Here is a 12,985-nt window from a genome sequence, read left to right as displayed (position 1 = left end):
TGGACCGCAACGGTACCGTGACGTCGGGACGGACGGCCGCGCACGACATGTTCGACGCGGACGTGGCCTCCCGGAGCCTCGGCATCGAGCTGGTTTCGGCCGGCGACGGCGCCGCGGTGGCCCGGATGCGGGTGACCGCGGCGATGCTCAACGGCCACGCGATCGGCCACGGCGGCTTCGTCTTCCTGCTGGCCGACACGGCGTTCGCGCTGGCCTGCAACAGCCACGGCCCGGTGACCGTCGCCGCTGGCGGAGAGATCAGCTTCCTCCGTCCGGTCCGCGAGGGCGACCTGCTGACCGCCCGGGCCGCCGAGCGCACCCGGTACGGCCGCAGTGGCATCTACGACGTCACCGTCTCCCGCGGCGACGAGGTGGTCGCCGAGTTCCGGGGCCGCAGCCGCACCCTGACCAGAGCCGACGAGGGCTGACCGCGCGGCTGCGCCGCCCTGTCGGGGGTCTGCGGCACGATGGCCGGATGGGACGCATCGTGCTCTTCCATTCCGTCTACGGGCTCCGGCCCGCCGTGCTGGCCGCCGCCGACCGGCTCCGCGCGGCCGGGCACCAGGTGACCACCCCCGACCTGTACGGCGAGCCGCCGACGAACACCGTCGAGGAGGGCTTCGCCCTACTGGGGAAGGTCGGGCAGGACGAGGTGCTGCGCCGTGCCCAGGCCGCGGTCGCCCCGCTGCCGCCCGACACGGTGCTCGCCGGCTGGTCGATGGGCGCCGGGGTCGCCGGCGCGGTGCTGGCCGAGCGGCCCGACGCGGCGGCCCTGCTGCTGCTGCACGGCACCGGCGCTGACCCGGCCGACGTCCGTCCCGGGCTGCCGGTGCAGCTGCACCTGGCCGACCCGGACGAGTACGAGCCGCAGGACGAGGTCGACGACTGGCAGCGGGCGATGACCGGGGTGGGGGCCCGGCTGGAGGTCTTCCGCTACCTGGGCGCCGGGCACCTCTTCACCGACCCGGACGTGCCGGACCACGACGCGGCGGCCGCCGACCTGACCTGGGATCGGATGCTGGCGTTCCTCGCCGCGCTGCCCGACCGCCGCACCGTCGGCTGAAGCCCGCTTCCCCGCGCCGCCGGCCGCCGCGCCTGGCGGGCCCGGTCAGGCGGCGCGCGGCAGCCGCGGGCCACCGGACACCGGACGGTCCGGTAAGCCGCGCCCCGCCCGCCCGGACCCGCTCACCCCGGTAGCGCGCCCGGCGGATCCGACCACAGTGGACCGCGTGGCCAACAGCCCGATGACGGTTCCCGTGCCCGGAGCGGTCCGCCCGACTGCCGATTGCCGGCGGCCGGCCGCGGTGTCCGCCGGCACGGTGGCGCCCGCCCCCGGACGGTGCGGTGCCGGGGTGGCCGCCGAACGCCGGCTCGGACCGACCGGCCCGCCCGCGGTGCCGGGGACCGGCAGGCCCGGTGGGCCTGGTTCGCTCGCGGTGCCGCAGGCCGACAGGCGCGGACAGCCCACGCCGGTTCCGGCGGCGCGGGCCGCCACATCCGGACGGACCAGGTCCGTTCCGGCGGTGCGGGCCGCCACATCCGGACGGACCAGGTCCGTTGCGGCGGTGCGGGCCGCCACACCGGGACGGACCTGGTCCGTTCCGGCGACGGTGCGGGCCGCCGTGCCCGGCCCGACCCGCTCGCCTGCGGCGCTCCGGACCGCCAGGTGCGGACGGACGCGGTCGCCTTCGGCGTTCCGGACCGTCGTACCCGGCCGGGCCGTTCCGGTGCGGGCGGCCCGCGCCGCCGGCACCGCGAGATGCCCCGGTGCGGCAGGCCGGTCGGCCGGCACCGGCGGGCGGTGTGGCTGGTGTCCCCGTCCGGGATCCGGCAGCGCCGTGGCGTGCCGCCCGCCGACCCGCGCCGCCGCGCCGACCTGGCCCGCGCTCTCCGCCGCGCCGGGCGGCGGCACTGTCGCGCCGGGTGGCGGCACCGTCGTGCCCGACGCCGGTTGGTCGGCGGAGGTCGTGCCCGCCGAGCGCCGCGACCGCTCGGCGCGCCGGGCGAACTCGGCGCGCACCGCCCGGGGCAGCCGCTCGTAGGCGACCCGGCGCAGGGCCGGGTCGACGATCGCGTACCCGCCGTGCCGGCCGCGCCGGACCAGCCCCTCCCCGGCGAGCCGGCGCAGCACCCCCGCCGCCCGGCCGGGCTCCCAGCCGAGCAGCCGGTCGACGGCCGGGCCGGTGCAGCCGACGCCGAGCGTGGCGCCGGCCATCAGCACCGCGCGCTGCCGGCCGTCGAGCCGGTCCAGCCGGGCGGCCGCGCCCCGGCGCAGCACCTCCGGCAGCGCCGGCTCCGGCGTGGTCGCGTCCACGGCGGCGACGTAGGCGGCCGCGGACCCCGGTATGCCGGCGACCAGGGGGAGCAGCCGGCCGGCCAGCGCCGCCGGCCGGCCGGCGCGGGTGAGCAGGCCGCGCAGCAACCGGCCGGCGTCCACTGTGCCCAGCGGCGGCAGCGCCACCCTGCGGCACCGGTCGCCGGGCCCGGGCAGCGGGTCGACCGGGTTCAGCCGGTGGGTGGCGAGCACCGCCAGCGGCAGCGCCCGGGCGGTGGCGGCGGTGAACAGGGCGTGCAGGAAGCGGCGCAGTTCCGGCGTGGCCCGGTCCACGTCGTCGACGGCCACCACCAGCGGCTGCCGGGCCGCCAGCGCCAGCAGCACCTGCCGGAGCGCCGCCGCCCCGCGGGCCGCCGCCAGGGACCGGTCAGGGGCGTTCAGCAGCGCCTCCAGCGCGTCGACGGTGGACCCCGCCCGGTCGGCGGGGACCGTACCGTCGGCCAGCGCGGCCAGCCGGCGGCGGACGACCGCCGCCGCCGCGGTCTCCCGCACCCCGGCCAGGTCGCGGACCAGGTCGGCGACCGGGGCGCGGACCCCGTCCGGGTACGGCGGGCAGTGTGCGACGCACCAGCGCACCGGCACCCCGTCCACCTGCCGCAGGGAGCGGCGCAGCTCGTGCAGCAGCCGGCTGCGGCCGATGCCGTCCGGGCCGACCAGGGACACCCACCGTGGACGGTGCTCGCGGACGGCCCGGGCGATCTGGTCCGCCGCGGTGGCGAGCTCCCGTCGCCGGCCGATCAGCGGCCCGGTGTGCCGGACCGGCCGCGGCCGGCCGGGTCCGGTCACCCGCCACACGTCGACCGGCGACGCCTTGCCGGCCAGCACGGCGGCGGAGAGCTCGTGCTGGTCGACCAGCCCGGCGACGGCCCGGTGGGTGGCCCCGCAGACGACCACGCCGCCGGCCGGGGCGTACTCCTGCAGACGGGCGGCGGTGGTGGTGACCGCGCCGCTGGCCGCGCCGTGACCCCCGTCGCGGGCGCCGGCCAGGTCGACGATCGCCTCGCCGGTCGCGACGCCGACCCGGACCCGCAGCGCGACGCCCCCCGGCATCGCCCGCCGGTCCAGCGCGGCCTGGATCTCCAGGCCGGCCCGCACCGCCCGGTACGCGTCCAGCCCGTCTGAGGAACGGGCGCCGAACAGCGCCATCACCGCGTCACCGACGTACTTCTCCACCACGCCCTGCCACCGGCGCAGCACCCCGGCGACGGTGTCGAAGTACGCGTGCTGCAGGGCCCGGACGTCCTCCGGGTCGAGCCGTTCGGTCAGCGCGGTCGAGCCGACGATGTCGGCGAAGAGCACGGTGAGCGTGCGTCGTTCCTCCGGCACCGGCCAGGACGCCCCGGTGACGTCCTCGTGACCGGTGCCGACGATGGACAGTGACATCGCACCCACCCTTCCCCCAGCAGTGGTGCCTGACGATCTCCGGAGACTGTCACCACCGGGCCGTCGGGGGATCTGCAGAACGACGTATGTCGGCCGGCCGCAACCTTTAGTCGCAATGTTGACGCGAGGAGTACCACAGGGGGATCAAGCCCGTAGAAGGGTGCGGGGGCCTGTGATTAGGCTGCGGGCATGGCCAGCGATGTGGACACCGCACCGCTCGTCGGCCGTGCCGACCAGCTGACGATGCTGCATGCCGCGCTGCTCGACGACCTCGGGCCGGGGCAGACCGCCGCGGTCTTCGTCAGCGGGGAGAGCGGGGTGGGCAAGAGCCGCCTGCTCGGCGAGGTGGGGGCGCGGCTGCGGGACGCCGGAGCCGTGGTGCTCACCGGTACCTGCCTGGACATCGGCGACGCCTCGCCGCTGCACCCGGTGCTGCAGGCGCTGCGGCGCTTCGACACCGAGCTCACCTCGAACCGTTCCCGAACGTCCTCGGCCGTCCGCGGTCTGCTGGGGATGTTCGCCGAGGAGACCGGGGCGCCGGACGGCGCCGGCGCGCTGCTCGAACGGGTCTCCCGCGGGCTGAGCCTGATCGCCGAGGGCCGCCCGTTGGTGCTCGTCCTCGACGACCTGCAGTGGATGGACCGGAGCACCCGGCAGCTGCTGCTCTACCTCCTCGCCGGACTGGGCGACCTCCAACTGTCCGTGCTCGCGGCGGTCCGGGCCGAGTCGCTGCAGGGCGCCCACCCGCTGCGCCGGGTGCTCACCGAGCTGCGCCGGCTGCGCTCGGTGCGGGTGCTCGACCTGGCTCCGCTCGACCGGGTCGACACCGACCGGCTGGCCGCCGCGATCGTCGGCGCCCCGCTGAGCCCCGAGGCCGCCGACCAGGTCTGGCAGCGTAGCGGCGGCAACCCGTTCGTGGTCGAGGAGCTGGCTCGTGACCTGCGCGACGGCCGCGACGGCGTCTCCGACACGCTGCGCGAGATCTTCCTCGCCCGGGTCGACGCCCTGCCGCAGCACGCGCACGCGGTGGTGCACGCCGTCGCCGTCGGGGTCGAGCCGGTCGGGCACTGGCTGCTCGGCGAGGTGCTCGGCCTGCCCGAGGCCGAGCTGATCGACGCGGTCCGGGCCGGCGTGGCTCACCGACTGCTGGTCGGCGCCGACGACGGCTACCGGCTGCGGCACCGGCTGGTCGCCGAGGTGCTCGAGGACGAGTTGCTCCCGGCCGAACGCCGTGCGCTGCACCGCCGCTACGCCGAGGCACTCACCCGAGCGCCGGCGGAGCTGCACCAGGCGCGGCTGGCGCACCACTGGCGGCTGGCCGGCGATCCCGGCCGGGCGCTGCCGGCGGCGATGGCCGCCGCCCGGGAGGCGGAGCGGCTGCACGGTTTCGCCGAGGCGCACCGACACTGGTCGGCGGCGGTGCAGCTGGCGGCCACCCCGGCCGTCGCTCCGGCGGACGCCACACCGGTACGGGTCGACCGGGCGGAGCTGCTGGAGCATGCCGCCGAGACCGCCCACCAGTGCGGCGAGCATGCCCGGGCGCTGTCCCTGCTCGAGGAGTTGGCCGCCGACCAGGGCACCGACCCGTCCTGCGCGCTGCGCATCCGCCGGGCCCGCTACCTCGCCGCCGCCGGCCGTTCCGCGCCGGCCGAGGCCGAGTACCGGTGCGTCCTGGAATCCGCCGCGTGCACCCCCGGGGAGCGGGCCACCGCCGCCGCCCACCTGGCCGAACTCCTGCTGCACCTGGGCCGGTACGCCGACGCCGGCGACCGGGCCCGGGAGGCGCTGGACCTCGCCGCGGCGGTCGACGGCAGCACCACCGAGGTGGTGCTGGCCAGTTCGGCGCTGGGTTTCAGCGAGGCGTTCCTGGAGGACCCGGACGCCGGCCTCGCGGTGGTGCGCCGGGCGCTGGAGGTCGCCGAGCGGGCCGGTCGGCCCGAGGACGTCGCGTGCGCATACCTGCACCTGGCGGAGCTGCTGACCGGGCCGCTGAACATCCTGGAGGAGGGGGTGGTGGTGGCCCGCCGGGGCGCCGAGCGGGTGGCCGAGCTGGGGCTCGGGCGCACCTACGAGACCCGGCTGCTGGCCATCGCGACCAACGGGCTGTTCCGGGTGGGGCAGTGGGCCGAGGCGGAGAAGGTCGTCGCGGCCGCGTTGCGGCACTGCCCGTCCGGCGCCGACGCCGTGGAGCTGCTGCTGGCCCGCTGCCGGCTCTCGGTCGGGTACGGCGACGTCGAGGCCTCCGACCGCGACCTGGAGGCGGTGGCCACCATGCTGGCCGGCGGTGGCGCGCCCCGGCACGTGCTGCCGATGCTGATCCTGCGCGCCGGGCTGGCCATGTGGCAGGGGCGGCACGACGTCGCCCGGCAGGCGGTGCAGCGCGGCCTGACCGAGAGCCGCTCCGACGACGTGGTGCTGCTGGCCACCCTGGCCTGGCACGGGCTGCGCGCCGAGGCGGAGGCGCACGCCAGCCGTACCGTGCCGGTGGACGAGACCGCGGTCCGGCGGCTGCGCGACGCGGTCGACCGGGTGGCCTGCAAGAGCATGACCGCGGCCCGGCCGGTACGGCTCAACGCCGACGGCTTCCTGGCGCTCTGCACCGCCGAGCTGAGCCGGCTCGACGGTCGTGGCGACCCGGAGCTGTGGGCCCGCTCGGCGGACGAGTGGGACAAACGCAACCACCCCTATCCGGCGGCGTACTCCCGGTTGCGGCAGGCCGAGGCGCTGCTGGCCCGGCGCAGCCGCAGCGGCACCGCCGCCAGGCTGCTGCGCCAGGCCCACGAGACGGCCCAGGCGCTCGGCGCGGTGCCGCTGACCAGCGAGATCACCACGCTGGCCGGACGCGCCCGGGTGGAGCTGGCGGAGCGGGTCCCGCCGGTGAGCCGGCCGGAGCGGGTCGGGCCGGCCAGCGACGAGCTGGCGGTGCTGACCGCCCGGGAACGCGAGGTGCTCGCCGCGGTCGCCGAGGGGCTGACCAACAAGGAGATCGGCCAGCGGCTGTTCATCAGCGAGCGGACCATCGGGGTGCACGTCTCGCACATCTTCGACAAGCTCCAGGTGCGTACCCGGGTCCAGGCCAGCGCGATCCACCTGCGCAACCGCGGCGAGTAGGGCCACGTACGCCGTCGGCGCGAATACGTCGTTCTACTGATCCGGCCGGCTGGCGCCGCTGGAAGGCTGTCCAGCGACGCCGACGGCACGGGGATGCCCCGACCACAGTGGAGGAGACATGACGGAACCGGTCTGGGGCCCGGTCCACGCCGACATCGTCGGGCTGCTCGCCGACCATCCCGGCGACGTGCCGGCGGTGGTGGACCACCTCACCAAGCTGCAGGACCTGCTGGTCCGGTTGCCTCCGCTGGAGCAGAGCTGTCCGCTGGCCGACTTCAACAAGCTCTACCTGACCATCACCACCCGGGTGCTGGAGGGGCTCTACGACGACTACTTCGCCGACCCGGTGTTCCTGTCCCGGCTCGACGTGGAGTTCGCCGCCCGCTACTTCGACGCGATGCGGTTGTGGACCGAGTCCAGCCCGACCACCCCGAAGGCGTGGTCCTGCCTGTTCCAGCGGATGCAAGGGCCGGACGCCCGGCCGCTGCCCTCGGCAGCGGCGGGGGTCAACGCGCACATCAACTTCGACCTGCCGTTCGCCCTGGTGACGACCTTCGACCACCTGGAGTCCGAGCCGGTCGACGGCACCGAGCAGCACCGCGACTACCTCAAGATCAACGACATCTTCGCCGACAAGATCCCCGGGCTGCGCCGAGGCTACCTGGAACGGTGGCAGCTGCTCATCGACATGCTCAACGGCGACATCGACGACTGGTACCAGGGCGAACTGGTCGAGTACACCCGGGACGTGGCCTGGCGCAACGCGCAGAAGATCTGGCGCTGCCGGCACGACCCGCACGCCCGCGACTGCGAGCGTACGCGGCTGGACGACAACGCCGCGGCGCTCGGCCGGCTACTGCTCTCGCCGCTGGGGGCGTTTCTGCAGTAGCCGGGACGGGGGGTCCCCGCGCTCCGGGAAACCGGGGCGCGGGGACGCGTCCGTTCGGGCAGGATGGCGGGATGCCGATCGACGAGCAACCCCTGACCGGCAACGTCACCGCCGGGGTGGTCCGGGTCGGTGACACCGTCCGGCGGCCGGTCGGTCCGTGGACGGACAGCGTGGACGCGCTCCTGGCACACCTGCACGAGGTCGGCTTCACCGGCGCGCCCAGGCCGCTGGGCCGGGACGCCCAGGGCCGCCAGGTGCTGGAGTACGTGCCGGGGGAGTGCGGCCCGCCGTCCGGGACGTACTCCCTCGCGGAGCTGACCTCGATCGGCCGGACGCTGGCCGACCTGCACCGGGCGGTCAAGGGCTTCGCGCCGCCGGAGCCGGCGGTGTGGCGGGTGACCATCGCCCCCGACGGCGAGGAGCTGGTCTGCCACCACGACGCGGCGCCGTGGAACCTGGTCCGGGCCGCGCGCGGCTGGGTGCTGATCGACTGGGACGGCGCCGGCCCCGGGACCCGGCTCTGGGAGCTGGCGTACGCGGCGCAGAGCATGGCGGGGATCCGGCCGGACCGCCCGGTCGCCGAGTCGGCGCGTCGGCTGCGCGCCCTGGTGGACGGGTACGACCTCCCCGAGGCTGCCCGTCCGGCGCTCGCCGCGCTGCTCGGTCCCCGGGCCCGGGCGATGTACGCGCTGCTGCGCGACGGCGCCCGCGACGGCGTGCAGCCCTGGGCCCGGATCCACGCCGCCGACGGCCCCTACTGGCGCTCCGTCGCCGCGCACCTCGACGCGCACGTGGCCGCCTGGACCCGCGCGCTGGAGTGACCGGGTGTCGGCGGCCCCGCACCGGGTACGCCCCGGCCATGCCCGCGCACCGGTCCGCGTTCCGCTTCGACCCCGCCTTCCGGGTCCCGCTGGCGCTGCTCGGCGTCCGGCCGGAGACGTCCTGGGTGGTGGTCGACGACGAGGCGCTGGAGATCCGGTTCGGGCCCTGGCGGCTGCGCACCGACCGGGCCAACGTGACCGGGGCCCAGACCGGCGGCCCGTACCGTTGGTGGCGGGCGGTCGGGCCGCACCTGTCGCTGGCCGACGGCGGGGTCACCTTCGGCAGCAGCACCGCGACGGGGGTCTGCATCCGGTTCGGCACCGCCGTGCCCGGGCTGTGGCCCGGGTCCCGGCCGCGGCATCCGGCGGCGACGGTGACCGTCACCGACCCGGATGCCCTGGTGCGGGCCCTGTCCGTCCCGCCGCCCGGCTGACGCCCGCGCGGTCCCCACGCTGCGGCGCGCTCGCGACGATCTTCCGGCTTCCCCGGTTCCGCCGAGCGGCGCCCTGGGTACCGCCTACGGTCGGATCAGGGCCGGAGGGCGGTACGGGCATGACGGACGGGCGGAGCGGGGCACACCCACGGCGTGGCAGGGGACGTCGGGGCGCGACGGGGCCGGCCGGTCCGGAACGCGCGCTGCGGGAGGCCCGCGACCCGGCGCAGGGCGAGCGGACCCGGCGGGGACCGGTGACGGTGCCGGAGTGCGTGGAGAGCCACGCCCGTCCCGAGCCCCCCGGCAGCCCGCTGCAACGCTGGCTCTTCGAGCACCGGGTGCAGCCGGTCGGCCCGGAGGCGGAGGAGGCCCATCAGAAGCGCCATCCCTGGTGGCAGGTGATGTGCCTGACCGGTGTCGACTACTTCTCCACCCTGTCGTACCTGCCCGGGATCGCGGCGCTCGCCGCCGGGGCGCTCTCCCCGCTGGCCACGCTGCTGATCGTGGCGCTGACCCTGTTCGGCATGCTGCCGATGTACCGGCGGGTGGCCCGGGAGAGCCCACACGGCCAGGGCTCGGTGGCGATGCTGGAGCGGCTGCTGCCGTTCTGGCGGGGCAAGGTCTTCGTGCTGGTGCTCCTCGGCTTCGTGGCCACCTCGTGGATCATCACGATCACCCTCTCCGCCGCCGACGCGACGGTGCACCTGCTGGAGAACCCCATCCTGCCGGCGTCCTTTCCGCACGGCACGGGCGCCGCCGTGGTGGTGACCGTGGTGCTGCTGCTGATCCTCGGTGGGGTGTTCCTGATGGGATTCAGCGAGGCGGTCGGCGTGGCCATCCCGCTGGTCGGGGTCTTCCTGGCGTTGAACGCGGTGATTGTGGTGGCCGGGCTGGCCGAGGTGGCCGCGGACCCGTCGGTGGTGGGGGACTGGACCGCCGCGCTGGCCGCCCGCGGCACCGGCGACCTGATCGGCCCGGCCGTGCTGGCCTTCCCGCTGCTGGTGCTCGGCCTCTCCGGCTTCGAGACCGGGGTCAGCATGATGCCGCTGGTGCGCGGGGAGGGCGAAACCCGGGAGCAACGCCTGGCCGCGCGGATCCGTAACACCCGCAACCTGCTCACCACCGCCGCGCTGATCATGTCGGTCTACCTGCTCGCCACCACCTTCGTCACCACCGTGCTGATCCCGGCGAAGGAGTTCCAGCCGGGCGGCGCGGCGAACGGCCGGGCGCTGGCCTGGCTCGCCCACGAGCACCTCGGCGAGGCGTTCGGGACCGTGTACGACATCAGCAGCGTGCTGATCCTCTGGTTCGCCGGCGCCTCGGCGATGGCCGGTCTGATCAACATCGTGCCCCGCTACCTGCCGTCGTACGGGATGGCGCCGGAGTGGGGTCGGGCGGTGCGCCCGGTGGTGATCGTCTACACGCTGATCAGCATTGCGATCACCGTGGCCTTCCGGGCCGACGTCAACGCCCAGGCCGGCGCGTACGCCACCGGCATCCTGGCCATGATGGTCTCCGGCGCGGTGGCGGTGACCATCGCGGCGGCCCGCGCCCGCCAGCGGATCGCCGCGGTCGGCTTCGGGGTGCTCACCGCGGTCCTGCTCTACGCGCTGGTCGCGAACATCATCGAGAAGCCGGACGGGATCACCATCTCCGGCATGTTCATCGCCGGCATCATCGCGGTCTCGTTGATCTCCCGGGTCACTCGCACCACCGAGCTGCGGGCCGAGCGGATCGAGTTCGACGAGCCGGCCCGCCGGTTCATCGCCGACAACCTGGCGCACGACGGCCGGCTGGACCTCATCGCCAACAAGCGGAACAGCGGCGCGGTGAAGGAGTACCGGGTCAAGGAGCGGACGCAGCGCGTGATGAACCCGGTGCCCAGCGCGGCGGACGTGCTCTTCCTGGAGATCGAGGTGGTCGACCCCTCCGAGTTCAGCCAGGTGCTGCGGGTGCACGGCGTCGAGGTCGACGGGTACCGGGTGCTGCGGGCCAGCAGCCCCGCCGTGCCGAACGCGATCGCGGCGATCCTGCTGGCGCTGCGCGACGCCACGGGCGTGCGCCCGCACGCCCACTTCGAGTGGTCCGAGGGCAACCCGCTCGCCCACCTGCTGCGCTACCTGATCCTCGGCCGGGGTGACACCCCGCCGGTGGTCCGGGAGATCATCCGCAAGAGCGAGCCGGACCCGTCCCACCGCCCCGGCATCCACGTCGGCGGCTGAGGCCGCCGCCCGGCCGCGACCGGGCTCGTGATCGGGAGCGGACATGGAACGGCCCGCGCCCCGGGGGTGAAGGCGCGGGCCGGGCGGGGGACCTACTTCGACGGCTCCGGCAGCTCGCAGTCCACCTTCGGGTTGGCCCCGATGTAGTTGAGCGGCCCGGCCACGATGGTCACCAGGATGGTGCCGGCCTCGGCGCAGTTGGTGTCGTCGTTGCTGTAGTAGCCGCGCTGACCGGCGGCGATGGCGCCGATGAGCAGCCAGATGACGACAAGTACTCCGAATATCGACGTGCCGCGCATGGGGGTGCCTCCAGGGTCGTGGTGGTTCGAGGTGAAGCCCTTGTACCCAGACCCGGCGATCGGGTAAACGATGTCCCGGAACGGTCAGTGCGGCGGAGACGGTTCCTCGGGCGGTCTGCCCGGCTGCGCAGGTGGTCGGCCGTGGCCACCCCGGCCAGCACCAGCATGGCCCCGGCGGCGGCGAAGAGCGGGGGCAGGAACAACACCGCCGGGGCGATGGTGAGCAGGGCGAGCAGGCCGCCGGGGCGGGAGAGCGACACCCGGCCACCATCAGCAGATGCGTGTACGGCGCGGTGAACAGGAACCTGCTGGGCGCCCGGGAGCTCCGGATCGCCTGCGGCAGCAGTTCCCCGGAGCAGTGGACGTAGATCCGCCAGAGCAGCAGCGTGCTGACGAAGGCGACGGCGAACGCCGCCAGGTTCTCCGCCTCGGAATGGTGGGCGCTGAACATGGTGCCGATGCGCCGGCGGTACGACATGTCGGTTTCAGTGCTCTCTGTCCGTCTCGGTGGTCGCCGCCCGGCCGTTATCCGGTTGCCGTACTCCGCCGACCTGGTGAGTCTGGTGCGGATGGACGGACACCCCGATCAGGCCGCGCCGGTCGACCCGGAGGCCCGGCCGCACATCGACGAGGCGCTGGTGCGGCGGCTGATCGCCGATCAGTTCCCGCGCTGGGCCGACCTGCCGGTACGCCCGGTTGACGCCGGCGGCTGGGACAATCGCACCTTCCACCTCGGCGACGACATGACGGTACGGCTGCCCAGCGCCCCCGGCTACGTCCCGCAGGTGGCCAAGGAGCAGCGCTGGCTGCCGTACCTCGCGCCGCGACTGCCGCTGCCGGTGCCGACCCCGCTCGCGGCGGGCGTGCCCGCCGAGGGCTACCCGTTCCCGTGGTCGGTCCACCGGTGGATCGAGGGCCGGCAGGCCCGGGCCGAGCGGATCGCCAACCTGACCGACTTCGCCGCCACCCTCGCCGGCTTCCTGGTGGCGCTGCGCCGGATCGACGCCACCGGCGGCCCGGCCGCGGGGCCGCACAGCTGCTGGCGGGGCGGGCCACTGCGGACGTACGACGCGGAGACCAGGGCCGCGCTCGACGCCCTGGGCGACCGGATCCCGGGGGACCTCGGACGCCGGGTCTGGGCGACCGCGCTGTGCTCCACCTGGCACGGTCCACCGGTCTGGTTCCACGGCGACGTCGCCTTCGGCAACCTGCTGGTCCGCGATGGCCGGCTGGCCGCGGTGATCGACTTCGGCACGTGCGGGGTGGGGGATCCGGCCTGCGACCTGACCGTCGCCTGGACGTTGCTGCGCGGCGAGAGCCGCGAGGTGTTCCGCGCCGCGCTCGCCCTGGACCCGGCGACGTGGGACCGGGGTCGGGGCTGGGCGCTGTGGAAGGCGCTGATCACCTTCGACGACCCGGACCCGGCGCGGGCGGCGGAGGCGCGGCACGTCCTCGCCCAGGTCGTCGACGAGTACCGCGCCGCGTCCTGAC

Annotated in this window: 11 protein-coding genes; 9 read left to right on the top strand and 2 right to left on the bottom strand. The window is 75.5% G+C overall.

Going from position 1 to position 12,985, the window contains the following annotated elements; all coding sequences use genetic code 11:
• Positions 1-47 precede the first annotated feature (47 nt).
• Together paaI and ACLQ2U_RS11610 are read left to right on the top strand one after the other, a co-directional pair.
• The gene (gene paaI / locus ACLQ2U_RS11615) at positions 48-428 is read left to right on the top strand and encodes a hydroxyphenylacetyl-CoA thioesterase PaaI (protein WP_425750844.1); all 381 of its coding nucleotides are present in this window, start codon (positions 48-50) and stop codon (positions 426-428) included.
• Positions 429-475: 47 nt separating this feature from the next.
• Positions 476-1,063 carry a dienelactone hydrolase family protein gene (locus ACLQ2U_RS11610; protein ID WP_425750597.1) on the top strand — a complete coding sequence of 196 codons (588 nt, stop codon included), beginning with the start codon at positions 476-478 and terminating at the stop codon, positions 1,061-1,063.
• Between the two features lie 45 nt (positions 1,064-1,108).
• Here ACLQ2U_RS11610 and ACLQ2U_RS11605 read toward each other — a convergent pair whose 3' ends face one another.
• Positions 1,109-3,718, bottom strand: a complete 2,610-nt coding sequence (locus ACLQ2U_RS11605) for an AAA family ATPase (protein ID WP_425750596.1) — start codon at positions 3,716-3,718, stop codon at positions 1,109-1,111.
• A 189-nt stretch (positions 3,719-3,907) separates the two neighbouring features.
• On the opposite strand from ACLQ2U_RS11605, the gene ACLQ2U_RS11600 reads away from it, so the two are divergent.
• The 5 genes from ACLQ2U_RS11600 to ACLQ2U_RS11580 all read left to right on the top strand — a co-directional run bounded on the left by ACLQ2U_RS11600 (position 3,908) and on the right by ACLQ2U_RS11580 (position 11,195).
• On the top strand, positions 3,908-6,829 hold the full coding sequence (locus ACLQ2U_RS11600; protein ID WP_425750595.1) for a helix-turn-helix transcriptional regulator: 2,922 nt from the start codon (positions 3,908-3,910) through the stop codon (positions 6,827-6,829).
• 118 nt (positions 6,830-6,947) lie between these two features.
• Positions 6,948-7,718: a DUF5995 family protein gene (locus tag ACLQ2U_RS11595; RefSeq protein WP_425750594.1), complete on the top strand. Its 771-nt coding sequence runs from the start codon at positions 6,948-6,950 to the stop codon at positions 7,716-7,718.
• 71 nt (positions 7,719-7,789) lie between these two features.
• Entirely contained in the window at positions 7,790-8,539 is a 750-nt protein-coding gene (locus ACLQ2U_RS11590; protein ID WP_425750593.1) for a phosphotransferase, read from the top strand.
• Between the two features lie 38 nt (positions 8,540-8,577).
• Positions 8,578-8,973: a hypothetical protein gene (locus ACLQ2U_RS11585; RefSeq protein WP_425750592.1), complete on the top strand. Its 396-nt coding sequence runs from the start codon at positions 8,578-8,580 to the stop codon at positions 8,971-8,973.
• Between the two features lie 119 nt (positions 8,974-9,092).
• On the top strand, positions 9,093-11,195 hold the full coding sequence (locus tag ACLQ2U_RS11580) for an amino acid transporter (RefSeq protein ID WP_425750591.1): 2,103 nt from the start codon (positions 9,093-9,095) through the stop codon (positions 11,193-11,195).
• Between the two features lie 92 nt (positions 11,196-11,287).
• Here ACLQ2U_RS11580 and ACLQ2U_RS11575 read toward each other — a convergent pair whose 3' ends face one another.
• Positions 11,288-11,494, bottom strand: a complete 207-nt coding sequence (locus tag ACLQ2U_RS11575) for a hypothetical protein (RefSeq protein WP_425750590.1) — start codon at positions 11,492-11,494, stop codon at positions 11,288-11,290.
• 131 nt (positions 11,495-11,625) lie between these two features.
• Between ACLQ2U_RS11575 and ACLQ2U_RS11570 the strand changes: the two genes are divergently transcribed.
• Together ACLQ2U_RS11570 and ACLQ2U_RS11565 are read left to right on the top strand one after the other, a co-directional pair.
• On the top strand, positions 11,626-11,862 hold the full coding sequence (locus ACLQ2U_RS11570; protein WP_425750589.1) for a hypothetical protein: 237 nt from the start codon (positions 11,626-11,628) through the stop codon (positions 11,860-11,862).
• Positions 11,863-11,880: 18 nt separating this feature from the next.
• Positions 11,881-12,984 carry an aminoglycoside phosphotransferase family protein gene (locus ACLQ2U_RS11565; RefSeq protein ID WP_425750588.1) on the top strand — a complete coding sequence of 368 codons (1,104 nt, stop codon included), beginning with the start codon at positions 11,881-11,883 and terminating at the stop codon, positions 12,982-12,984.
• The last annotated feature ends 1 nt before the right edge of the window (position 12,985 follow it).

The organism is Micromonospora sp. DT47 (genome assembly GCF_049844475.1).
Taxonomy (GTDB): domain Bacteria; phylum Actinomycetota; class Actinomycetes; order Mycobacteriales; family Micromonosporaceae; genus Micromonospora.
The sequence above is the reverse complement of the archived record's forward strand: the minus strand, read 5'-3'. Positions and strand labels throughout refer to the sequence as shown.

What these genes read in the sequence shown, in the direction of transcription:
- ACLQ2U_RS11575 (WP_425750590.1), bottom strand. Translation starts at nt 11,494, where the DNA reads ATGCGCGGCACGTCGATATTCGGAGTACTTGTCGTCATCTGGCTGCTC.
- ACLQ2U_RS11605 (WP_425750596.1), bottom strand. Translation starts at nt 3,718, where the DNA reads ATGTCACTGTCCATCGTCGGCACCGGTCACGAGGACGTCACCGGGGCG.
- ACLQ2U_RS11590 (WP_425750593.1), top strand. Translation starts at nt 7,790, where the DNA reads ATGCCGATCGACGAGCAACCCCTGACCGGCAACGTCACCGCCGGGGTG.
- ACLQ2U_RS11585 (WP_425750592.1), top strand. Translation starts at nt 8,578, where the DNA reads ATGCCCGCGCACCGGTCCGCGTTCCGCTTCGACCCCGCCTTCCGGGTC.
- ACLQ2U_RS11595 (WP_425750594.1), top strand. Translation starts at nt 6,948, where the DNA reads ATGACGGAACCGGTCTGGGGCCCGGTCCACGCCGACATCGTCGGGCTG.
- paaI (WP_425750844.1), top strand. Translation starts at nt 48, where the DNA reads ATGTTCGACGCGGACGTGGCCTCCCGGAGCCTCGGCATCGAGCTGGTT.
- ACLQ2U_RS11600 (WP_425750595.1), top strand. Translation starts at nt 3,908, where the DNA reads ATGGCCAGCGATGTGGACACCGCACCGCTCGTCGGCCGTGCCGACCAG.
- ACLQ2U_RS11610 (WP_425750597.1), top strand. Translation starts at nt 476, where the DNA reads ATGGGACGCATCGTGCTCTTCCATTCCGTCTACGGGCTCCGGCCCGCC.
- ACLQ2U_RS11580 (WP_425750591.1), top strand. Translation starts at nt 9,093, where the DNA reads ATGACGGACGGGCGGAGCGGGGCACACCCACGGCGTGGCAGGGGACGT.